Origin of the sequence: Mitsuaria sp. RG (assembly GCF_028369275.1) — a bacterium.
Classification (GTDB): Bacteria; Pseudomonadota; Gammaproteobacteria; order Pseudomonadales; family Pseudomonadaceae; genus Aquipseudomonas; species Aquipseudomonas peradeniyensis.
This window is the reverse complement of the sequence record NZ_JAQMYQ010000038.1, coordinates 19,152-40,770: the sequence shown is the minus strand read 5'-3', so window position 1 is coordinate 40,770 and position 21,619 is coordinate 19,152. Positions and strand designations below refer to the sequence as shown.

Sequence of the window (21,619 nt, the reverse complement as noted above, 5' to 3'; positions counted from 1 at the left end):
CATCTCGACCTCCCGCTAACCACTGGCCAGCAGTGGTTAGCGGGCACGGGCCGAGACAGCGCTATCTCGAACAACAAAAGAGCTTGGAACCATGCCTGAACATCCGCTACATCGCTTCTTCACTTCGCAACGGCCCAGGCCAACCTTCGAGTGGGAGCGTTACCAGCAGCGCGATGTGCTGATCATCGACCACCCGTGCTGCCAGGCGGTGTTCAGCCGCCAGGGCGCGCAACTGCTGCATTTCCAGCCGGCCGGCGAGAAGCCCTGGCTGTGGTGCGCCGAGCAGTGGCCGCAGGTGGGCGCCATCCGCGGTGGCGTGCCGGTGTGTTGGCCGTGGTATGGCCGTCATCCCAGCGAGGACCTGTGGCCGGCCCACGGCTGGGCGCGCCTGCTTGACTGGAAGCTGGTGGACAGTCGTGAGGACGAGCAAGGCGTGACCCTGAAGTGGCGCCTTGACCTGTGCGACTGGCAGGTCGACCTGCACGCCCGGCTCGGCGCGAGCATGGAGCTGAGCCTGAGTACCGAGCACCAGGACAGCGAGCCCTGCCAGTTGAGCCATGCGCTGCTGGCCTACTGGCGAATCAGCGACGTGTCGAAGATAGCGCTGTCCGGACTCGAGGATATCCAAGGCTACGATCGCCTCAATCGCCAGGCCTGCCGCGAGGATGGCGCGCTGACCCTCAAGGGTGGCTGCCAGAAGGTCTACCCCGGTACACCCAAGGTGCAGTTGCAGGATCCGGCCTGGCAGCGCGAGCTGTGCATCGACACCGGCGACAGCGACGACACCGTGGTCTGGCACCCAGGCAATCGCCCGTTGATGGGCGTGACCGGGCGCGAATGCCAGGGCTTTGTCTGTGTCGAGGCGGCCAGCGGCAGTGGCGAGGGCTTGAGCCTGGCGCCGGGCGAGCGGGCGCACCTGCGGCTGCAGGCGCACCGGCTCAGTTGAGGTCGTCGTCCTCGATCGGGTAGCGACTGGCGTTGAGGCTTTCCTTGATCTTGCGCAGGTGCGGCTGGAAGTCCACGCCGCGGCGCAGGGTCATGCCGGTGGCGAGCACGTCGAGCACGGTGAGCTGGATGATCCGCGAGGTCATCGGCATGTAGATGTCGGTGTCTTCCGGCAGCGGAATGTGCAGGCTCAGGCTGCAAGCCTGGGCCAGGGGCGAGCCGGCGGCGGTCAGGCCGAGCACCGAGGCGCCGTTTTCCCGGGCCAGGCGCGCCACCTCGACCAGTTCGCGGGTACGCCCGGTGTAGGAAATGATCACGAACAGATCGCCGGTGTGGGCCACCGAGGCCAGCATGCGCTGCATCAGCACATCGGCGTGGGCCGACACGGCAAGGTTGAAGCGGAAGAACTTGTGCTGGGCGTCGAGGGCCACGGGGGCCGAGGCGCCAAGGCCGAAGAAGTGGATCTGCCGGGCCTGGATCATCATGTCCACGGCGCGGCTGACCTGCTGCGGGTCGAGCGCCTGGCAGGCGCTGTCCAGCGAGGCGATGGCGCTGCCGAAGATCTTCTGGGTGTAGGCGGCCGGATCATCGTCGGCCTCCACCGCGCGGCTGACATAGGCGGCGCCGCTGGCCAGGCTTTGCGCCAGCTGCAGCTTGAGCTCGGGGTAGCCGCTGACGCCGAACGAGCGGCAGAAGCGGTTGACCGTCGGTTCGCTGACCTTGGCCGCCTGGGCCAGGGCGGCGATGCTGAAGCGGGTGGCCTGTTGCGGGTTGAGCAGGATGACTTCGGCGACTTTGCGTTCGGCCTTGTTCAGCTCGTCGAGGCGGCCCTGGATCTGTTCCAGGAGGTTACGCACGCGGTCCATGGTGTGTCCTTGGGTCGGGAAGCAGGCTTTTTGCGCTGGCGTGTATCGTACTGTCGGTAAGATTGTCACACCACTTGTCTGTAATGGCTGTATTCGATGTTGTGGTTTTTACTACATTAACCCTTGAAAAGCAGGGTTGAAACCGGTATTCCTAGTCCAACATTTATAAAAGAACCAACATCATGGCTGCGATCAGTGTCGAACCCTGCACCTTCGCCCTCTTTGGCGCCCTCGGCGACCTGGCGTTGCGCAAGCTGTTTCCCGCGCTCTACCAGCTCGACCGCGCCGACCTCCTGCACCCGGACACCCGCCTGCTGGCCCTGGCCCGCGAGCCGGGCAGCGTGCAGGAACACCTGAACAACATCGAAGCCCATCTGCGTCGGCATGTGCCGGAGGCGGAGATCGATGCCGCTTCCCTGGGGCGCTTCCTCGGGCGCCTGAGCTACCTGCACCTGGACTTCGTCGAGCCCGAGGGCTACCAGGCCCTGGCCGAACAGGCGCCGAGCGGGCAGCCGCTGATCGCCTACTTCGCCACGGCGGCGGCAGTCTACGGCGCGATCTGCGAGAACCTCGACAAGGCCGGCCTGGCCTCGCGCACCCGGGTGGTGCTGGAAAAGCCCATCGGCCATGACCTGGAGTCGTCGCGTCGGGTCAACGACGCCGTGGCGCGGTTCTTCCCCGAGAGCCGGGTCTACCGCATCGACCACTACCTGGGCAAGGAAACGGTGCAGAACCTGATCGCCCTGCGCTTTGCCAACAGCCTGTTCGAAACCCAGTGGAACCAGAATTCCATCTCCCATGTGGAGATCACCGTGGCCGAGAAGGTCGGCATCGAGGGCCGCTGGGGCTACTTCGACAAGGCCGGCCAGCTGCGCGACATGATCCAGAACCACCTGTTGCAGCTGCTCTGCCTGATCGCCATGGACCCGCCCAGCGACCTGTCGGCCGACAGCATCCGCGACGAGAAGGTCAAGGTGCTCAAGGCACTGGCACCGATCACCGGCGAAGGCCTGAGCACCCATGTGGTGCGCGGCCAGTACATCGCTGGTTTCAGCGACGGCAAGCCGGTGCCGGGCTACCTGGAAGAGGACAACGCCAACGCCCAGAGCGACACCGAGACCTTCGTCGCCCTGCGCGCCGATATCCGCAACTGGCGCTGGTCGGGCGTGCCGTTCTACCTGCGCACCGGCAAGCGCATGCCGCAGAAGCTGTCGCAGATCGTCATCCACTTCAAGGAAACCCCGCACTACATCTTCGCCCCGGAACAGCGTTTGCAGATCGGCAACAAGCTGATCATCCGCCTGCAACCGGACGAAGGCATTTCGCTGCGGGTGATGACCAAGGAGCAGGGCCTGGACAAGGGCATGCAGCTGCGCAGCGGCCCGCTGCAGCTGAACTTCTCCGACACCTGGCGCAGCGCGCGGATTCCCGACGCCTACGAGCGTCTGCTGCTGGAGGTGATGCGCGGCAACCAGAACCTGTTCGTGCGCAAGGACGAGATCGAATACGCCTGGAAATGGTGCGATCAGCTGATCGCCGGCTGGAAGACCAGCGGCGACGCGCCCAAGCCCTATGCGGCCGGTTCCTGGGGGCCGATGAGCTCGATTGCATTGATCACTCGCGATGGGAGGGCCTGGTATGGCGATATCTGAACTACAACTGCCGGCGACGGTGAAGGCGCATCAGCTGGCTGATGCGAAAACCCTGGCGGCGACCCTGGCCCATGATGTGGCCGAGCGCCTGCGCCAGGCCATCGCCAGCAAGGGCCAGGCCTGCGTGGTGCTGTCCGGCGGCCGCAGCCCGGTGCCGTTTCTCGAGAAACTGGCGGCAGAGGTGCTGGACTGGTCGAAAGTCACCGTGAGCCTGGCGGACGAGCGCTGGGTGTCGGTGGCGCACGACGACAGCAACGCCGGCCTGCTGGCTCGTCACCTGTTCAAGGGCCCGGCGGCCAAGGCGCGTTTCATCGGCCTGTACCAGAGTGCCGCGACCCTGGAAGCCGCCGCCGAGCAGGCCGACCAGGTGCTCGCCGACCTGCCGCCGATCGATGTGCTGGTGCTGGGCATGGGCGACGACGGCCACACGGCCTCGCTGTTCCCGGCCAGCCCCAACCTGCGCCAGGGCCTGGCCAAGGTCGGCGAGCGTCGCTGCCTGCCGATGCTGGCGCCGAGCGTGCCGCACCAGCGCCTGAGCATGACCCGCGCGCTGCTGGCCAGCGCCGGCTTCATCGCCCTGTCCGTGCAAGGCGCGGGCAAGCTCGCCACCCTGTGTGCCGCCCTGGCGGCGGAAGACCCAACCGAAATGCCGATTCGCGCCTTTCTTCACGACCCCCTGGACATCTACTGGTGCCCATGAGCCAAGGACCCATTGTCATGACCACCCTCGAACGCCCACAGCCTTTGCTCTCGATGGCCGACAAAGCCGCGCGGATCGACGCGATCTGCGACAAGGCGCGCATCCTGCCGGTGATCACCATCGCCCGTGAGGAAGACATCCTGCCCCTGGCCGACGCCCTGGCCGCCGGCGGCATCCGCACCCTGGAAGTGACCCTGCGCTCGCAGCACGGCCTGAAGGCCATCCAGGTACTGCGCGAGCAGCGTCCGGAACTGTGCGTCGGCGCCGGTACCGTGCTCGACCGTGGCATGTTCGCCGCCGTCGAGGCCGCGGGCGCGCAGTTCGTCGTCACCCCGGGCATCACCCAGGACATTCTCGAGGCGGGCGTGGACAGCGACATTCCGCTGCTGCCGGGCATCAGCACGCCGTCGGAGATCATGATGGGCTATGCCCTCGGCTACCGTCGCTTCAAGCTGTTCCCGGCGGAGATCAGTGGTGGCGTGGCGGCGATCAAGGCCTTTGCCGGCCCGTTCGGCGACATTCGCTTCTGCCCGACCGGCGGGGTGAACCCGGCCAACGTGCGCAACTACATGGCCCTGCCCAATGTGATGTGCGTGGGCGGCACCTGGATGCTCGACAGCAGTTGGATCAAGAACGGCGACTGGGCGCGGATCGAGGCATGCAGCGCCGAGGCGATGGCGCTGCTGGACTGACAGATTTCGTTGTGTGCTACACGGCTTGTGGGGCGCTTGGTCGGCGCCCCTTTTTTTCGCCTGCAGTTGCGCCTTGCAGGGTGGCCGATCGCCCTGTAGGAGCGGCCTTGTGCCGCGAAAGGGGCGCGCAGCGGCCCTGGTTTCAGTGTTCATGCAAAGATCGCTGGGGCCGCGTTGCGGCCCTTTCGTGGCACAAGGCCGCTCCTACATGGGCGGACGCAGGCCAAAGCAACAGGCATGAAAAAGCCCGCATCATGTGCGGGCTTCGTTCATCGGCGATGGCTTACGCCGCCTTCGCCTGCTGCTGGCTCAGCGAGCGGTTCAGCGCGCTGAACAGCGCCTTGAAGCTGGCGGTGGTGATGTTCTCGTCGATGCCCACGCCGTGCACCGGACGCCCACCGGCCACGCGCAGTTCGATGTAGGCCGCCGCCTTGGCGTTGGTGCCGGCACCGATGGCGTGCTCGTTGTAGTCCATGATCTCCACGCTGACCGGCAAGCCGGCCACCAGCGCTTCCAGGGCGCCGTTGCCCTTGCCGTGCCAGTGCAGGGTGGTCTCGCCTTCACCGGAAACTTCCACCTGCACGTGGCTGCTGCCGTTCTCTTCCTGCAGGCGGTGGCTGACCAGCGCATACGGTGCATTGGCCTGGAGGTATTCCTTCTGCAGCAGCTTGTAGATCTGCTCGGCGGTCATTTCCAGGCCGAGACGGTCGGTCTCGCCCTGTACCACCTGGCTGAACTCGATCTGCATGCGGCGCGGCAAGCTGATGCCGTACTCCTGCTCGAGCAGGTAGGTGATGCCGCCCTTGCCCGACTGGCTGTTGACGCGGATCACCGCCTCGTAGCTGCGGCCGATGTCGGCCGGGTCGATCGGCAGGTACGGTACCTCCCACAATTCGCTGTCCTGCTGCTTGGCGAAGCCCTTGCGGATGGCGTCCTGGTGCGAGCCGGAGAAGGCGGTGTGGACCAGGTCGCCGACGTACGGGTGACGCGGGTGCACCGGCAGCTGGTTGCACTCCTCGACGACCTTGCGCACGCCGTCGATGTCGGAGAAGTCCAGCTGCGGGTCGATGCCCTGGGTGTAGAGGTTCAGCGCCAGGGTCACCAGGTCGACGTTGCCGGTGCGCTCGCCGTTGCCGAACAGGCAGCCTTCGGCACGGTCGGCGCCGGCCATCAGGCCCAACTCGGTGGCGGCGATCCCAGTGCCACGGTCGTTGTGGGTGTGCAGGCTGATGATCACGCTGTCGCGACGGTTGATGTTGCGGCAGAACCATTCGATCTGGTCGGCGTAGACGTTCGGCGTGGCGACTTCGACGGTGGCCGGCAGGTTGAGGATGATCTTGTGCTCGGGGGTCGGGTTCCACACCTCGATCACCGCATCGCACACTTCCTTGGCGAACTCCAGTTCGGTGGCGCTGAAGGTTTCCGGCGAGTACTGGAAGGTCCACTGGGTATTCGGCTGCTGCGCGGCGTACTTGACGAACAGCTTGGCGGCGTTGACCGCGATGTCCTTCACGCCCTGCTTGTCCTGGTTGAAGACGATGCGGCGGAACGACGGGCAGGTGGCGTTGTACAGGTGCACGATGGCCTTCTTGGCCCCACGCAGGGACTCGAAGGTACGGGCGATCAGGTCTTCACGGGCCTGGGTCAGCACCTGGATGGTGGTGTCGTCCGGGATGTGGCCGTCTTCGATCAGGGTGCGCACAAAGTCGAAGTCGGTCTGCGAGGCCGACGGGAACGACGCTTCGATTTCCTTCACGCCCACCTGCACCAGGGTCTTCCAGAACCGCAGCTTCTTCTCCGAGTCCATCGGCTCGATCAGCGACTGGTTGCCATCACGCAGGTCGGAACTGCACCAGATCGGCGCCTGGGTGATGGTCTTCGACGGCCAGGTACGGTCGGGCAGGTCGATGGTCGGGAACGCGCGGTACTTCTTCGATGGGTCTTTGAGCATGGTCATGAAAGCAATCCTTTTATGTGCGGCCGTGATCGGGCCTGCCAAACGAAAACGAGAGAAAAAGGCGAGGCGACGCGATTCACCCTGGTAGTCGGGCGCTGACCAGGCAGAGGCTGCGATGTTGTCGGAGCAGGGTGCTGAAGATGTTCATAGGCTCAACCCTAACCAGTGGGTTGGGGGATGGCAAGCACTGCGGGGAAATTGAGAGAAATGCTTAAAAAATGCTATTTCTCGAGATTTTATGGCTGATATTTTTGTTCGGTTTCTTTAATGTTGCGCAGTATTTTTCGATGGCGCAACACAAAGTGATTGATGTTGGCCGTGCCGGCCCCTTCGCGGGTCAACCCGCTCCCACAGGTACAGCGCAATTCCTGTGGGAGCGGGTTTACCCGCGAAGGGGCCGGCCCAGACAGCACACGTCTCAGGGCTGGAACGCGCCGATGAAGATCGCAGGATCCACCCGCGCATCGTTGAGGCTGACGTTCCAGTGCATGTGCGGCCCGGTCGCCCGGCCGGTGGAGCCCACGCGGCCGACCACCTCGCCACGGCGCAGCACCTGCCCCGGCTTCACGTCGATCTTCGACATGTGGCAGAACATGCTGATGAAGCCCTGGCCATGGTCGACGAACACCGTGCGGCCATTGAAGAAGTAGTCGCCCACCAGGATCACCTTGCCATTGGCCGGGGTCTTGATCGGCGTGCCGGCGGGCACGGCGAAATCCAGGCCGGCATGGGGGTTGCGCTCCTCGCCGTTGAAGAAGCGGCGCACGCCGAACTTGCTCGAAAGCGGGCCGTTGACCGGCTTGTCGAGGATCAGGTTGCTCGGCAGGGTCGGGCTGAAACTGCGGTAGGCCTTGATCTGCTCGGCCAGCTCGCGGTCGATGCGCTTGAGGTCCTCGGGCTCGGGGTTGACCTGGCGCTTGTTCTTCAAGGTGATGTGCTGTTCGGGGTATTTCTTGCTGCCCACGCTGAAGCGGATGTCGCGCCCAGCCTGGCTGAGCACGGCGCTGCCGGGCTTCTGGGTGAGCGGGATGCCGACAATGGCCAGCCATTTGTCCTGTTCCTTCACTACCAACACCGGCTTGCCGTCGAAGCGGGCCGTGGGGGCGCTGGTGGAGGGGCCCAGGTCGATCACTGCCACGCCGCCGGGCACCGGCTTGTCGAGGGTGCGGGTGATGTAGCTGGCCTGGGCCGCGGTAAGTGGCAGCAGCAGGGCAAAAGCGAGCAGGGGCGCGAACAGGCGGGGCATGTGTCAGTCCAGTAGGGAGAGAGTGACCGGAGTCTGGTGGTTGTCCTCGACCCGCACCTTGAGCTCGCCTTCGTTTAGGCGGGCGGTCAGGCGCTGGCCGTTGTGGGTCTGCGCGGCGCTGCGGATGGCCTGGCCGCGCTCGTCGAGGAGGATGCTGTAACCGCGGGCGAGGGTGGCCAATGGGCTGACCACCTGCAGCGTCTGCAACTGCGCCTGGAAGCGCTGGCGACGGTCCTTGATCACCTCGCGCATGGCCCGTGGCAGGCGTTCGGCCAGGCTGTCCAGGCGTTGCTTGAGCAGTTTCAGGTTGCGTCCCGGGTGTTGCGCGGCCAGGCGCATGTCCAGGCGGCCGAGGCGTTCGTGGCGTTGGCTCATGGTCAGCGCGAAGGCGCGGCGCAGGCGCATGTCCAGATCGTCCAGGCGCTGGGCCTGCTGGCGCAGGCGTTCGCCCGGGTGGCGCAGGCGCCGGGCCAGGCCCTCCACGCGCAGGCGGTCATGGGCCAGGCGGCTCTGCATGCGCAGCAACAAGCGCCGCTGCAGGCTGTCCAGGCGTTGTTGCAGGCCGCTGCTGTCGGGGGCGAGCAGCTCGGCGGCGGCCGAAGGCGTGGGGGCGCGCACATCGGCGACGAAGTCGCTGATCGACACGTCGGTTTCATGGCCCACGGCGCTGACGATCGGTGTCACGCAGGCGGCCACGGCACGGGCCACGGCCTCTTCGTTGAAGCACCAGAGGTCTTCCAGCGAGCCGCCGCCACGGGCCAGGATCAGCGCGTCGAAGCCCTGTCGGTCGGCCATCTGCAGGGCGCGGACGATCTGCGCGATGGCTTCGCGGCCCTGCACGGCGGTAGGGATCAGGTTGAGTTCGACCTGCGGCGCGCGGCGGCGGAACACGCTGATGATGTCGCGGATCACCGCGCCGGTGGGCGAGGTGACGATGCCGATGCGCTGCGGGTGGGCCGGTAGCGGCTGCTTGCGTTCGGTGCTGAACAGGCCCTCGGCGCCGAGCTTTTCCTTCAGTGCCTCGAAGGCCAGGCGCAGGGCGCCGTCACCGGCCGGTTCGACGGTGTCGAGGATCAGCTGGTAGTCGCCGCGGCCCTCGAACAGCGAAACCTTGCCGCGCACCTTTACCGCCAGGCCGTCACGCAGGGCCTGGCGCACACGGGCGGCGTTCTGCCGGAACAGCGCGCAGCGGATCTGCGCGCCGCTGTCCTTGAGGGTGAAGTACATGTGGCCGGAGGCCGGGCGGGCGAGGTTGGAAATCTCGCCTTCCACCCAGACGCTGCGGAACACGTCCTCGAGCAGCACGCGGGCGCGGCCGTTGAGCTGGCTGACGGTGAGGACCTCGCGGTCCAGGCCGAGTCGTTCGAAAGGGTCTCTGATCATGCCGGGCATCATAAAGGAGCGAAGGCCTGGTTGTCTGTGCCGGCCTCTATCGCGGGGCAAGCCCGCTCCCACGCACATACGACCTAGGGCGTGGGAGCGGGCTTGCCCCGCGATAGAGGCCTTCAGCCTTGCATGATCGCCACGAACTGACGCACCAACTCCCCGGCATCCCTCCGGCAAGCCAGCGCCACGGTACTTTGGCACGCCTCGACCAACGGCACGAAACGCACCAATGGCGGGGCGATCTCGCGCATGCTCGCCGGCAACAATGCTACCCCGAACCCGGCCTGGATCAACTGCAGTTGCGTGGTCTTGCGCGACACCACCTGCGCCGCCTGGGGATAGAATCCCTCGTTCATGCACAGCGACGCCGACAGGTAGCTCAGCCCGCCGCGCTGACGATGGGGGATGGAGATGAAGCGTTCCTCGCGCAGTTGCCCCAACCGAACACTGGCCGCCGTGGCCAGTGGGTGGCTCGCCGCCACCGCCAGCAGCAGGGGCTCGTCGAACAGCGCATGCAGTTCCACGCCCTCGTGCTGGCGCAGTACTGGCAGGCGCAACAGGCCGATCTCCAGCCGTCCCTCGGCGATGTCCTCCAGCTGCGCTTCCGACGATTGCTGGGCGATTTCTAGGGATACGCCAGGGTTAGCCTCGAGGTAGGTGCCGAGGCGCTGCAGCAACTGCCCGGTCAGCGGCACGGTGCTGGAGTGGTTCAGACGCAAACTGCCGCGCAGGCCTTGGCCAACTTCGCGGGCCAGGCGTTCGGCCTTGTCCAGGTCGGCCAGCAGGCGTCGGGCGCGGTCGAGGAAGGCCAGCCCGGCGGCGGTCAGCCGTGGCTGGCGAGCGGTGCGCTCGAACAGTGCGGACCCCAGGTGCAGCTCCAGCTCCTTGATCTGACGGCTGAGGGCCGACTGGGCGATGTACAGCCGCTCTGCGGCGGCACTGAAGCTGCCGGCCTCGGCAATTTCGACGAAATAGCGCAGCTGACGGATCGAAGTCATGTCATGCCTTTTCCAGATGGCTCATGGCGTAAAGGCATATTAGTCGGCATGGCTTGTCGCTGGCTAACCTTCAGTGGTCTCCCGAGGAACTGTCGCGATGCTCGCTCAATTGTCGTTTTCCACGCTCGACTGGCTGCCCATCCTGCTGGGTGTGGGGGTGGCCTATATCGTCTTCGGCATCGCCGGCTTCGGCACCGCGCTGGTCGCCGGCCCCGTGCTGATCCACTTCATGCCGTTGTCGCGGATCATTCCGTTGCTGGTGTTGCTGGACTTCGTCGCCGCCTTCGGCAACCTGCTGCCGTCGCGGCGTGACGTGGTGCGCGGCGAGTTACTGCGGCTGCTGCCGTTCATGGCCGTGGGCTGTACCCTGGGCGTCGTGTTCCTGCTGCGCCTGAAGTCGGATGTGCTGCTGTTGCTGATGGGGCTGTTCGTCACTGCCTACGCGGTCTATGGCCTGGCGGTGAAGGTGCGGCCGGCGAGCTTGTCGGGCGCCTGGGCGGTGCCCATGGGCACGGTGGGCGGGTTGTTCGGCGCCCTGTTCGGCAGTGGTGGTTTTTTGTACGCGATCTACCTCAGCGCACGGCTGGAGGCCAAGGAGCAGGTGCGGGCGACCCAGGTCGCACTGATCAGTTGCAGCACGGTGGTGCGCCTGTCGCTGTTCCTGATCGCCGGGGTATATGCCGACGTCAGCCTGTTGCTGCTGGCCGCCTGCCTGTTGCCGGTGATGTTCGCCGGTACCTGGCTGGGACGGCGGCTGACCCTGAGGCTATCCCGCGAGGCCTTCGTGCGATTGATCACCTGGCTGGTGCTGGCCAGCGGCCTGGCGTTGATCGGTCGCTACCTGAGCGCCTGAGCAGACGGTAGAATTGAGTGATTACCGCAGTTCGCAGGCCCGCCTCAAGCATGAACACCCAAAGCATCATCGTCCCCAAGCTGTCCACCGTGCCGGTTCACGAAGCCCGTGCCCGCGCCATCCTGCGCTGGCTGGTGCGCGAGAAGATCGTCGAGGAGCAACTGAGCACCTGCGGTCGCACCGGCAATCGTATGGGCCATGCCCTGGCCGAAGGGGCGCGCAAGGTGGCCCTGCACCCCGAGAAGCTGCCGTTCGGCGCACAGGTCAATGGCCTTGAGGTGATGCTCAAGCGCTGCATCTATACCCCTACCGACGGATTTCTCGAGGAGGCCGGCTGCCCGGAATGCCGGCGGGAGGTGGGCGAGCCGCTGTTCGAGAGCCTGGAGGAATGGATGCCGGGGGTGAGCGACAACTTCACCTGCCCGCTGTGCGGATTCGAGGACGACATCAATGGCTTCCTCTACCTGCAGCCGTGTGCCTTTTCCAACCTGGGGTTCATCTTCAACAACTGGGGCGAGGCCGGGTTCACCCAGGCCTTCCTCGACAGCTTCGCCGACTGGCTGGACCAGCCGGTGGCGGTGGTGCAGGTAAAACTGCCGCAAGGCTGACCGAAGGCCCTTATTTTGCATTGAGCGGCGCGCCATGGATGGGTATAATGGCGCGCTTCCATTTTTCCCCTTCCGGGAGCCCCCGCGATGCTGCGTATCAGCCAAGAAGCCCTGACCTTCGACGATATCCTCCTTGTACCTGGCTACTCCGAGGTACTGCCCAATGAAGTCAGTCTCAAGACCCGTTTGACTCGTGGCATCGAGCTGAACATTCCCCTGGTCTCCGCCGCCATGGATACCGTGACCGAAGCGCGCCTGGCCATCGCCATGGCCCAGGAAGGCGGCATCGGCATCATCCACAAGAACATGACCATCGAGCAGCAGGCCGGCGAAGTACGCAAGGTCAAGAAGTTCGAGGCCGGCGTGGTCAAGGACCCGATCACCATCGACGCCGACGCCACCGTGCGCGACCTGTTCGACCTGACCCGCCTGAACAACATCTCCGGCGTTCCGGTACTGGCGAACGGCGACCTGGTCGGCATCGTCACCTCCCGTGACGTGCGCTTCGAAACCCGCCTGGACGCCAAGGTCCGCGACGTGATGACCCCCAAAGAGCGTCTGGTCACCGTCCGCGAAGGTGCCGACAAGAACGAAGTCCGCGAGCTGCTGCACAAGCACCGCCTGGAAAAAGTCCTGATCGTCGACGACAAGTTCGCCCTCAAGGGCATGATGACCGTCAAGGACATCGAGAAGGCCAAGGCCTATCCGTTGGCCAGCAAGGACGACCAGGGTCGCCTGCGCGTCGGCGCTGCGGTCGGCACCGGCAAGGACACCGGCGAGCGCGTAGCCGCCCTGGTTGCCGCCGGCGTTGACGTGGTGGTGGTGGACACCGCCCACGGTCACTCCAAGGGCGTGATCGACCGCGTTCGCTGGGTCAAGGAAACCTACCCGCAAGTGCAGGTGATCGGCGGCAACATCGCCACCGGCGCTGCCGCCAAGGCCCTGGCTGAAGCCGGCGCCGACGCGGTCAAGGTCGGTATCGGCCCGGGCTCGATCTGCACCACCCGCATCGTCGCCGGTGTCGGCGTGCCGCAGATCAGCGCCATCGCCAACGTCGCCGCCGCACTGGAAGGCACTGGCGTGCCGCTGATCGCCGACGGCGGCATCCGTTTCTCGGGTGACCTGTCCAAGGCCATCGTCGCTGGCGCCTCGTGCGTGATGATGGGCTCGATGTTCGCCGGTACCGAAGAAGCACCGGGTGAAGTCGAACTGTTCCAGGGCCGTTCCTACAAGGCCTACCGCGGCATGGGCTCGCTGGGTGCCATGGCACAGGCGCAAGGCTCCTCCGACCGTTACTTCCAGGACTCCTCGGCCGGTGCCGAGAAGCTGGTACCGGAAGGCATCGAAGGCCGTGTGCCATACAAAGGCGCCCTGGCCGCGATCATCCACCAGCTGATGGGCGGCCTGCGTTCGTCCATGGGCTACACCGGCAGCGCGACCATCGAAGAGATGCGCACCAAGCCGGAGTTCGTGCGCATCACCGGTGCCGGCATGGCCGAGTCCCATGTGCATGACGTGCAGATCACCAAAGAAGCCCCTAACTACCGCGTAGGCTGAGGCTTCCAGCAATAGCAAGCGGGGCTGTCATGACAGCCCCGTGTCGTTTCCGATTTCCACTGACGAGATTGAGTCATGGCCCTCGACATTCACGCTCACCGCATCCTGATCCTCGATTTCGGTTCCCAGTACACCCAGCTGATCGCCCGCCGCGTGCGCGAGATCGGCGTGTACTGCGAACTGCACCCGTTCGACATGGACGATGAAGCGATCCGCGAATTCAACCCGCGCGGCATCATCCTGGCCGGTGGCCCCGAGTCGGTCCACGAAGCCAACAGCCCGCGCGCCCCGCAGGCCGTGTTCGACCTGAAGGTCCCGGTGCTGGGCATCTGCTACGGCATGCAGACGATGGCCGAGCAGATGGGCGGCAAGGTCGAAGGTTCCGACCTGCGCGAGTTCGGCTACGCCCGTGTCGACGTGGTCGGCAAGAGCCGCCTGCTCGACGGCATCGAAGACCATGTCGATGACGACGGCGTACTGGGCCTGGACGTGTGGATGAGCCACGGCGACAAGGTCACCCAGATGCCGGGCAACTTCAGCGTACTGGCCAGCACCCCGAGCTGCCCGATCGCCGGCATGTACGACGACGCCCTGGGCTACTACGGCGTGCAGTTCCACCCGGAAGTGACCCACACCAAGCAAGGCGGTCGCATCCTGTCGCGCTTCGTCCAGGACATCTGTGGCTGCGAAGCCCTGTGGACCGCCTCGAACATCGTCGAGGACGCCATCGCCCAGGTGCGCGCACAGGTCGGTTCGGCCAACGTCCTGCTGGGCCTGTCCGGCGGCGTCGACTCCTCCGTGGTTGCCGCGCTGCTGCACCGCGCCATCGGCGACCAGCTGACCTGCGTGTTCGTCGACAACGGCCTGCTGCGCCTGCACGAAGGCGACCAGGTGATGGCCATGTTCAAGGAGAACATGGGCGTCAAGGTGATCCGCGCCGATGCCGAGAAGCAGTTCCTCGACAACCTGGAAGGCGAAGCGGACCCGGAGAAAAAGCGCAAGATCATCGGTCGCACCTTCATCGACGTGTTCGATGCCGAGGCCAGCAAGCTGGACAACATCCAGTTCCTCGCCCAGGGCACCATCTACCCCGACGTGATCGAGTCGGCCGGCGCCAAGAGCGGCAAGGCCCACGTGATCAAGTCGCACCACAACGTTGGTGGCCTGCCGGAGGAGATGAACCTCAAGCTGGTCGAGCCGCTGCGCGAGCTGTTCAAGGACGAAGTGCGCAAGATCGGCCTGGAACTGGGCCTGCCGTACGACATGGTCTACCGCCACCCGTTCCCGGGCCCGGGCCTGGGCGTGCGTATCCTTGGTGAAGTGAAGAAGGAATACGCCGACATCCTGCGTCGCGCCGACCACATCTTCATCGAAGAACTGCGCAAGGCCGACTGGTACCACAAGACCAGCCAGGCGTTCGTGGTGTTCCAGCCGGTCAAGTCGGTCGGCGTCGTCGGCGACGGCCGTCGCTACGCCTGGGTCGTGGCCCTGCGTGCCGTCGAGACCGTGGACTTCATGACCGCGCGCTGGGCGCACTTGCCGTACGAGCTGCTGGAAACCGTCAGCGGCCGTATCATCAACGAAATCGACGGTATCTCCCGCGTCACCTACGACGTGTCGAGCAAGCCGCCGGCCACTATCGAGTGGGAATGAGTTGAGCCACAAGGGCGCCGCAAGGCGCCCTTGTCGTATCTGCGCTTCGCTCAATGGCTGATGTAGCGCATGCCGCGCAGACTCAAGCGGGTATGCAGGTCGGCAAGGTGTTCGAAGCGCCGTTCATGTACGTCTGGCCAGTCGGGGCGTTCGATGTAGCAATAGCGCCCGTCCCGTTTGATCAGGGTGCGTCGCAGGGCCGAATTCCGGCTGCGGTTGATCACGTATTCCTCGCCATTGACCCGTTCGATGGTGTAATCGCCTGGCGTGACCAGCATGCTGTCGAAGTCAGGTGATGTCGAGCGTATGGGCAACACTGCCGCACGCAGGAGCAGGTCGCTTTCCAGATGCCTGACACCAGCCTTCGGGTCAACGATGTCCCTGCCGGGGTCGGCGCTGTAGGTGTCGATTCCATCGATCGGGCCGTCTTCGACGCGCAGGCCAATTGCGCCTTCCGTTTCAGCCAGACCAGTAACGCCATGGAAGTTGTTGGCGTGGCTGCTACCCACAAGTGCAACCCATTTTCCCGGACCTCGTGCAGCCTGGTCGGCCTCGATGATCAGGTGCGCATAGAAGTTCATCATCTGCTGGCGTGTCCCATCGGCAACCGGATTCACCCATGCCTGGCGATAGCTGGCCATGCAGTCGATGGCTTGGATCCGTACGCCGTTCTTCTGCGCCTCAACCATTACCCGGCGGAAGGTGTAGCAGCCAGCCGGGTCGGTGCCGTGGCCGAGATCCTGTTCCGCGACATAAGCATCAAGCGCTTTGGGCATCACGCCGCTGCGATTGAACGTGTCCAGGTCCGCTTGCTGGAAGTCGGTCGTGTAGTGCTCCATGTACAGCGTCCTGACCTTCAGCTTGCGCAGCAGGCGCATGTTGTCGATCAGTAGCCGCTTGCTGCCAAGGCTGCTATGCGCTTCTCCGATGACCAAGCCATTGCTGTTCTCGTAGATGCTTTGCAGCACCCGTTTGGAGGCGGCGCCAGGAGGGATCTCAGGTATCTGTGGACGTGGGGGAGGCTGCACCGTCTTCATGAAATCATTGGCGTCTGTCGCCAATTGATCACGTAGCTGGCGGAAACGCTTGAGGGCGGCGTTGCGTTCTGGTGCCTCCAATCGTTCCCGCGTACCCGTAATCTCATGCTCTGAAACATCGTTCAGTGATTGGCGCAGGTCGGCGGGGACGTCATAAGGTGTCTCTGCAAGTGCAGGCGGGCTAGCGGACGTTGACGGGCGACCCCAGGCCTTCAGGCGTGCGAGCATGCCCCCTTTGAGGCCTGGGCGATCCACAGGTTGCCAGTGTCCTTCTGCATCCAGGCGGATCGGTTGGTTCTTGTAGAAAGAGAGCGGGTTGTCGGGGTCGACGATGGTCCAGGTTTTCAGCTCTGATACAAAACGCACCTGGTAAGGCATATCTTCAACCAGTGCGTAGAATTGCCCGCCTTGCGTGTAGATCCCTTCTAGGGTACCTGACCCCGGTTCGCCGCTGAGCATTACATTGGTTTCGAAAGGGTTCAGCAGCTCCCAGCTTTGCGCAGGTTGGAAAGGGTCGGGTACCCAGGTCTTGATGGCATCCGCCACGCTTGTCGCTGAGTCATCCTCGACTTCGCTATCGCCGGAAGCTGCGTGCTCCTCTGTCTCGGTTGGGCGCTCCCCGATATCCGTTGTTCCTTCTGCTTCACCTAACTCGGCAAGGGGGTTGCCGGGAGCGCTGAGCAGAAAGGTCGCATTGAACAGGGTCTCGATGGCGGCGAAAATCGCGCCCGTAACACCTGCCTTGCGTTCGCGGGTCGTGTGCCCGGTTATTGCCTGGTCGATGTTCAAGCCTGTTTCGGCGATGCCGGCGCCCACCAGTGCCAAGGCCACCGGCCAGTCCACGGCCGCCATGGGGCCGAACACTTGCAGGCCGGCCTTCAAGTAACCGATCCACAGCTGTTTGCGCAGGTCGGCGTTGGAGCGCAGGGCGAAGTGCGCATCATCGAGCATCCGCTGGTGGGCTTTGTTACGCAGCCAGTCGAAGGCATCTTCGTCGATCTGCTGGTCCAGGGTGTTGAGGCCGGAGAAATCCTGCCTGCCCCAGCCGTGGTAGAGCAGGTCGATCAAATGATTCAACCCGACCTGGCTGTCGCCCTCGTCGCGATCGTTCAGGGCGAAGTGCGCTACGAAGCGTGCCCGGTTCTCGGCATGATTGCAGTGGTTGAGCACCCACAGGAACAATGCCTGCACATCCTGGAAGTGATACAGGCCTTCGATGTCCCCGGGCAGGTAGATGACCTGGCTACCGTCTTGCATCTGCAGGCGCAGGATATCCGTCGCGACATGGCCGCCGATATCGAATGTGCATATGCGCACGCCGTTACCCGGCAGCATTCGTTGGTGCAACGCTTGCACTGATGGCGGCCAGGGCATTTCGCCCACCAGTGCCCGCACGATGTCACTGCACTGGCGGGCGAGCGCTGACTTGGGGTCATGGGCACAGGTTTCCAGTACTTTGCTCAGGAAGTTGGCCTTGGCCAGCGTGCGGAAGTTTTCCGAATGATTCGTCCAGAAGGTGCCCAGCCGCCGCTTGAAATCAGCGGCGAAGTCGATCTTCCAGAAGTCATCCAGCACATCCTTGGCATCGAGCCGTACTTCATTGTGTTCGTCGTAGCTGTCCTTGCCTGGCCCATCGCTGTAGAAACCCACCAGATAGCTGAGCAAGTCGGCGTTGTCCTGGTCATGGACATCGAAACGGTGCATCACCAGTTGTGGCAGAGTCATCGACTCGTACGGCTGATCGAAGTGCTGCCAGCCGTTGAAGGTCCTGGGGCTGCTGACGGCGGTATTGAATCGGTGCAGGTACACACTGTCGGGATCCAGCGCTTTCAGGCCATTGCGGTCAAGGATCTGTTGCGCGACTGTTCGCGCCATCTCGCGCATGTCCGGGCAGTCTTCGGTGAGTTGCCGGGCGATTGTCAGCAGGGTCTGCTGATCACTGGAGGTGCGAGTAAAGATGGGCATCACGAGGGTCCGGTACAGAAAAATGAACCTCAGTGTCAGGCGCTCGCATGCTTGGGTGGAGGTGCATATTGCTTATTCCATAGCCCGGCAGCCTGAAACGACAAAGCCCGCATCAGCGGGCTTTGTCGTTTCAGGCGAAGACGTTGATCAGAAGTCGTAGCGCACGTTCGCACTGAAGGTGTCGGCGTTGAAGCCGCTGCTGGCCAGGTAGTTGTACGTGCCTCCTACGCTCCACGCACCCACGCGGTAGTTTGCACCCAGCCCCAGCTCGTAGCTGTCGCGCGCAGGTTTCGCGCCCGTGGTGGTGAACGGGGTGCCTCCGAGCACGAAGGTGGAGGTGGTGCTGGCCTTGTCAGCGATGAAGTCGTGCCAGGCCATCAGCTTGGCTTCCGGTTCCAGGGTGCCCACGCCTACGTCGAAAGCGGCCGCCAGGCGAGCGCCCAGGCCCATCTCGCCTATTTCATAGCGCTGGCTGCCGACGTTGAGGGCGGCTGAGCTGCCTTTTTCACGGTACGAATCAATCGACACCTTGGCATAGCGCGCACCGACCTGTGGTTCCAGCAGCCACTGCTTGTCGAGCTGGAAGGTGTAGCCTGCCAGGGCGTTGACGCCGAAGATTTCACTGTCGTAGTCGGCCTTGGCGCGGGTACCGGCAATGTAACGTTTGGACTCGTTGTCGTTCCAGCCATACATCAGCGAGGTGTCGACGAAGAAGTTGTCACGGGCCCAGTTGCCGTACAAGGTCAGTGCATGGCCGCTGACGTCGGTCTTGCTACCCAGGTCGGATTTGACGTCGCTGGTGAGGTAGCTGTATGCCACGCCCAGGGTGGTATTGGCGTCGAGCTTGCCGTCAGCACCCACGGCGATGCCGTGGGTATTTGCGTCGTAGCCGTCGACGCCGTGGCGGCTGTCCTGGTTGGCATCGCTGGACAGCGCTTGCAGCCATACGCCTTGTTCTGCCAGGACGTCACCGGAGGACTGGCCATTGCGCGCTTTGCTGGCGCGACGGTTGATGGCGCTTGTGACCAGGTTCTGGCCGCTGGTGGCGGCATGAATCACCCCACGGCTGACATCCGGGGTCAGGGTTTCGGCAAGTTTGGCCAGCTCTTCGTTGGTGGCGGCGTTGGCGAAACGCTGGAAAACCGGATCGCTTTCGTCCATCAGGCCCAAGACGGTGTTCTTGAGCGGCTTGATCGCGTTCACCGCGTTGTTCGAGCCACTGGCATCCTGCAGGCCCTGCGCAATCACCTCGTCACTGCGGGTGGCGACCAGTGCTTTGAGATCCTGGCCTTCGATGCCGAAGCTTTTCACCTCGAGCAGTGCCGAGGAGGAGACCACGGACAGGTTCTGCGGATCTTCCCAGGTGCCTGAGTTGATGAGGGTGTAACGAGTGCCCTGGGCCGGTGTACGGAAGTCGTCGGAGCGAGCTTGCAGTTCGACCTGGCTACCCTCGGAGAAGTAGGTGTTGCCTGTGACTTTGAGGATCGGCGTTTCAGGCAATGTGTCGTTATCCAGCAGCAGACGCAGGCGCGCAGTGTCGCTGTCCAGGTCGAGGCCGCCCACGATGGTCGTCTGCGGGCGGAGCAGCGTCAGGCGACCACCGTCGATATCGACGTAACCGGCACGGATGGTCGAGCCATCGAATATCGCTTCACCGCTCACCAGCACACCGTTCAAGCCCAGCAGGTCACCTTTTACTTGCCCTGCGTGCCAGTAGAAATACGAGGGCGAGGTGTTGTCGTCCGCCAGGATTGCCGCAGTGCCGCCTTCGATCAGGCCACCTGTCTGCGTGATGGCGAAAATGCTGAAACCGCCCGAGGGGTCGAGGCTGACAAAGTGAATGCCCACCCCATCGGCCGAGATCGTCCCGCTATTGTTGATAGCGGTCTTGAAGTCGCCACCCAACACTTGAGCGGTGAAGCGGGCGTTCTCTACTTCGATACCCGCAGAGTCGATGCCGCGAGCGGTGATGGTGCCCGAGTTGTTGATGTTCGCCTGGGTCGAGGTGATCATCATGCCATTGGCACCTTCGCCAGTCACAGTGATGTTGCCGTTGTTGTTCACTTCACCCGCGATCTTCGCCAGGTACAGGTCCAGCCCCATGGCGCTGTTGCTGTCTACCGTAATGTCGCCCTGGTTGACCAGGTCGCCAGTGGCGGTGGAGTTGAGGGTCATGCTGATACCCGACAGGACGTCGCTGGTGTTCGCCGCCGCCAGGTTGATTTTGCCTTGGTTGACCAGGTTGCCCGCCAGGGTCACGTTAACCAACGTTACACCTGCGTTCTGCGACGTGCCGGTGAAGGTGACGTTATTGAATACATCACCGGAGCTGTTGTAGGCCCCTGTACCCAGGTCATGGTTGAGGTCGGGTGCGGGTGTGGCATGGGCAGTAGCCGCGGCGACAGACAGCGCCAACAGCGAGCGGCGCAAGAGGTAGATGCTCAAGACAGTCGTATCCTTACAGGGAGAAACCGGCAGGGAACACTGCGCATCAGCGTTTGTTATAGGCATCCCAGCCAGCGTGTCGGTGAAGTGCTGATTTTAAACGCGTGCAATCTACACGATGCCTGCAGGAGAATTCATCATGAAAAAGACAAATCCGAACGAATAAGCCCAACGAATGCTTCGAGGCAGCTTTTTGGAGCTTCCCCTTCAGTATTAAGGGAACTCAACGATCAGGCGAAGAGCCTCGTCCAAGCCAGGTCTTAGGGGACCGGTGCCAGCGGCGTTTGAGCCCATTGGCTCCATGTTGCCTCCCACCCTCTATCATGGCTTGCTTGTGGCACAAGGACACATTGGGAGAGGGGTGAGCCAAGCGCCTGTTGGTAACTATCGGCCAAGCTGGCAGGGATGATCGGGTCTGCTGCTCCAATGAAATGACGCTGGGGTAGCGAGGCGAGCCGATCGCGATAGTCCAGAGGCTCCAATGAGCCCTCGAGTGGCGACAGGCCTTTCATCATCGCCCACAGATGTGGACTGAGGTTGCCAGCGAGGCTTTGCACCTGGGTAACGTCGTTGCGCTGCGCCGCCAACAACAAGGCGAGGGCGGCGCCACCTGAATACCCCACCAGTTCGAATTCCCTGTTGGCATATCGCTGCTTCAACTGGTCCAGCGCGTGGCTCAGGCGGGTAACCACCTCACTGGAGAATCGTCGATGGGTCCAGAGGGAGGATTGGCAGGCTGCGGCCATGATGAACTGGCAGGGGCGTGCCAAATACACATTCGGGGTTGGGTCATTGAGCGCCAGCCGTGGCACCAGCAGATTGTGCGGGCTCGGGTCCAGGCTGGGTTGAGTGGCCGTCGACCAGGCGTGACCATCGCCTTCCAGGTAGACACGCAGGCGGGTCATCTTTTCTGCAGGGTGCGGCGCTAGCATGACGAGCGGGTAGGTGTGGCCCGGGAGCACCTGCAATGGTCGGCCGTGCTCTTCAGCCAGTTGTTGCAGCGCCTCGCGCGGCGATTGGCAGGCGATCAAAAGCGCGCTGAGCATTAGCATCCAGACG

The 21,619-nt window shown here is 63.8% G+C and carries 16 protein-coding genes; 8 read left to right on the top strand and 8 right to left on the bottom strand.

Annotated features, from left to right (window positions below):
* The first annotated feature begins 91 nt into the window (after nt 1-91).
* Nucleotides 92-946 carry a D-hexose-6-phosphate mutarotase gene (locus POF53_RS19395; protein WP_203650942.1) on the top strand — a complete coding sequence of 285 codons (855 nt, stop codon included), beginning with the start codon at nt 92-94 and terminating at the stop codon, nt 944-946.
* Here POF53_RS19395 and hexR read toward each other — a convergent pair.
* Complete coding sequence (hexR, locus tag POF53_RS19390; protein ID WP_172402443.1) at nt 939-1,802, bottom strand: DNA-binding transcriptional regulator HexR; 864 nt, start codon at nt 1,800-1,802, stop codon at nt 939-941. The two genes, POF53_RS19395 and hexR, sit on opposite strands and share 8 nt — an antisense overlap.
* 191 nt (nt 1,803-1,993) lie before the next feature.
* Here hexR and zwf point away from each other — a divergent pair, with 191 nt between their 5' ends.
* The 3 genes from zwf to POF53_RS19375 are packed head-to-tail and all read left to right on the top strand — an operon-like array spanning nt 1,994 to nt 4,855.
* A complete protein-coding gene (gene zwf / locus POF53_RS19385) occupies nt 1,994-3,463 on the top strand; it encodes a glucose-6-phosphate dehydrogenase (RefSeq protein ID WP_186734093.1) in 1,470 nt (489 codons plus the stop codon).
* Complete coding sequence (pgl, locus tag POF53_RS19380; protein WP_498969032.1) at nt 3,450-4,163, top strand: 6-phosphogluconolactonase; 714 nt, start codon at nt 3,450-3,452, stop codon at nt 4,161-4,163. The genes zwf and pgl overlap by 14 nt, the downstream gene beginning before the upstream one ends.
* Nucleotides 4,164-4,180: 17 nt before the next feature.
* On the top strand, nt 4,181-4,855 hold the full coding sequence (locus POF53_RS19375; protein WP_050704151.1) for a bifunctional 4-hydroxy-2-oxoglutarate aldolase/2-dehydro-3-deoxy-phosphogluconate aldolase: 675 nt from the start codon (nt 4,181-4,183) through the stop codon (nt 4,853-4,855).
* A 283-nt stretch (nt 4,856-5,138) separates the two neighbouring features.
* On the opposite strand, the gene leuA is transcribed toward POF53_RS19375, so the two are convergent.
* The 4 genes from leuA to POF53_RS19355 form a co-directional block, all read right to left on the bottom strand.
* Entirely contained in the window at nt 5,139-6,806 is a 1,668-nt protein-coding gene (leuA, locus tag POF53_RS19370) for a 2-isopropylmalate synthase (protein ID WP_498969046.1), read from the bottom strand.
* 424 nt (nt 6,807-7,230) lie between these two features.
* Nucleotides 7,231-8,058: a M23 family metallopeptidase gene (locus tag POF53_RS19365; protein ID WP_203650952.1), complete on the bottom strand. Its 828-nt coding sequence runs from the start codon at nt 8,056-8,058 to the stop codon at nt 7,231-7,233.
* Nucleotides 8,059-8,061: 3 nt separating this feature from the next.
* Complete coding sequence (xseA, locus tag POF53_RS19360; RefSeq protein ID WP_203650954.1) at nt 8,062-9,441, bottom strand: exodeoxyribonuclease VII large subunit; 1,380 nt, start codon at nt 9,439-9,441, stop codon at nt 8,062-8,064.
* A 122-nt stretch (nt 9,442-9,563) separates the two neighbouring features.
* Nucleotides 9,564-10,442 (bottom strand): LysR family transcriptional regulator, encoded by an 879-nt coding sequence (locus POF53_RS19355; RefSeq protein WP_232855954.1) that lies wholly within the window; start codon nt 10,440-10,442, stop codon nt 9,564-9,566.
* 97 nt (nt 10,443-10,539) lie between these two features.
* Between POF53_RS19355 and POF53_RS19350 the strand changes: the two genes are divergently transcribed.
* From POF53_RS19350 to guaA, 4 genes are all read left to right on the top strand, one after another.
* Nucleotides 10,540-11,295 carry a sulfite exporter TauE/SafE family protein gene (locus POF53_RS19350; protein ID WP_232855953.1) on the top strand — a complete coding sequence of 252 codons (756 nt, stop codon included), beginning with the start codon at nt 10,540-10,542 and terminating at the stop codon, nt 11,293-11,295.
* A gap of 50 nt (nt 11,296-11,345) precedes the next feature.
* Nucleotides 11,346-11,903 (top strand): sugar ABC transporter ATPase, encoded by a 558-nt coding sequence (locus tag POF53_RS19345; protein ID WP_110738328.1) that lies wholly within the window; start codon nt 11,346-11,348, stop codon nt 11,901-11,903.
* A gap of 90 nt (nt 11,904-11,993) precedes the next feature.
* Nucleotides 11,994-13,460 (top strand): IMP dehydrogenase, encoded by a 1,467-nt coding sequence (guaB, locus tag POF53_RS19340; RefSeq protein ID WP_498969044.1) that lies wholly within the window; start codon nt 11,994-11,996, stop codon nt 13,458-13,460.
* Between the two features lie 75 nt (nt 13,461-13,535).
* Complete coding sequence (guaA, locus tag POF53_RS19335; protein WP_050704158.1) at nt 13,536-15,113, top strand: glutamine-hydrolyzing GMP synthase; 1,578 nt, start codon at nt 13,536-13,538, stop codon at nt 15,111-15,113.
* 50 nt (nt 15,114-15,163) lie between these two features.
* On the opposite strand, the gene POF53_RS19330 is transcribed toward guaA, so the two are convergent.
* The 3 genes from POF53_RS19330 to POF53_RS19320 all read right to left on the bottom strand — a co-directional run bounded on the left by POF53_RS19330 (nt 15,164) and on the right by POF53_RS19320 (nt 21,606).
* Nucleotides 15,164-18,115 (bottom strand): membrane-targeted effector domain-containing toxin, encoded by a 2,952-nt coding sequence (locus tag POF53_RS19330; protein ID WP_232855952.1) that lies wholly within the window; start codon nt 18,113-18,115, stop codon nt 15,164-15,166.
* A gap of 147 nt (nt 18,116-18,262) precedes the next feature.
* Nucleotides 18,263-20,560 carry an autotransporter family protein gene (locus POF53_RS19325; protein ID WP_232855951.1) on the bottom strand — a complete coding sequence of 766 codons (2,298 nt, stop codon included), beginning with the start codon at nt 20,558-20,560 and terminating at the stop codon, nt 18,263-18,265.
* 260 nt (nt 20,561-20,820) lie between these two features.
* Nucleotides 20,821-21,606 (bottom strand): alpha/beta hydrolase, encoded by a 786-nt coding sequence (locus tag POF53_RS19320; protein WP_232855950.1) that lies wholly within the window; start codon nt 21,604-21,606, stop codon nt 20,821-20,823.
* Between the last annotated feature and the right edge of the window lie 13 nt (nt 21,607-21,619).

Excerpts from the sequence above, each read along its gene's own strand:
- POF53_RS19355 (WP_232855954.1), bottom strand. The coding sequence starts at position 10,442 with ATGACTTCGATCCGTCAGCTGCGCTATTTCGTCGAAATTGCCGAGGCC.
- POF53_RS19320 (WP_232855950.1), bottom strand. The coding sequence starts at position 21,606 with ATGCTCAGCGCGCTTTTGATCGCCTGCCAATCGCCGCGCGAGGCGCTG.
- pgl (WP_498969032.1), top strand. The coding sequence starts at position 3,450 with ATGGCGATATCTGAACTACAACTGCCGGCGACGGTGAAGGCGCATCAG.
- POF53_RS19350 (WP_232855953.1), top strand. The coding sequence starts at position 10,540 with ATGCTCGCTCAATTGTCGTTTTCCACGCTCGACTGGCTGCCCATCCTG.
- zwf (WP_186734093.1), top strand. The coding sequence starts at position 1,994 with ATGGCTGCGATCAGTGTCGAACCCTGCACCTTCGCCCTCTTTGGCGCC.
- leuA (WP_498969046.1), bottom strand. The coding sequence starts at position 6,806 with ATGCTCAAAGACCCATCGAAGAAGTACCGCGCGTTCCCGACCATCGAC.
- xseA (WP_203650954.1), bottom strand. The coding sequence starts at position 9,441 with ATGATCAGAGACCCTTTCGAACGACTCGGCCTGGACCGCGAGGTCCTC.
- POF53_RS19375 (WP_050704151.1), top strand. The coding sequence starts at position 4,181 with ATGACCACCCTCGAACGCCCACAGCCTTTGCTCTCGATGGCCGACAAA.
- POF53_RS19395 (WP_203650942.1), top strand. The coding sequence starts at position 92 with ATGCCTGAACATCCGCTACATCGCTTCTTCACTTCGCAACGGCCCAGG.
- POF53_RS19365 (WP_203650952.1), bottom strand. The coding sequence starts at position 8,058 with ATGCCCCGCCTGTTCGCGCCCCTGCTCGCTTTTGCCCTGCTGCTGCCA.
- guaA (WP_050704158.1), top strand. The coding sequence starts at position 13,536 with ATGGCCCTCGACATTCACGCTCACCGCATCCTGATCCTCGATTTCGGT.
- POF53_RS19330 (WP_232855952.1), bottom strand. The coding sequence starts at position 18,115 with ATGCCCATCTTTACTCGCACCTCCAGTGATCAGCAGACCCTGCTGACA.
- POF53_RS19345 (WP_110738328.1), top strand. The coding sequence starts at position 11,346 with ATGAACACCCAAAGCATCATCGTCCCCAAGCTGTCCACCGTGCCGGTT.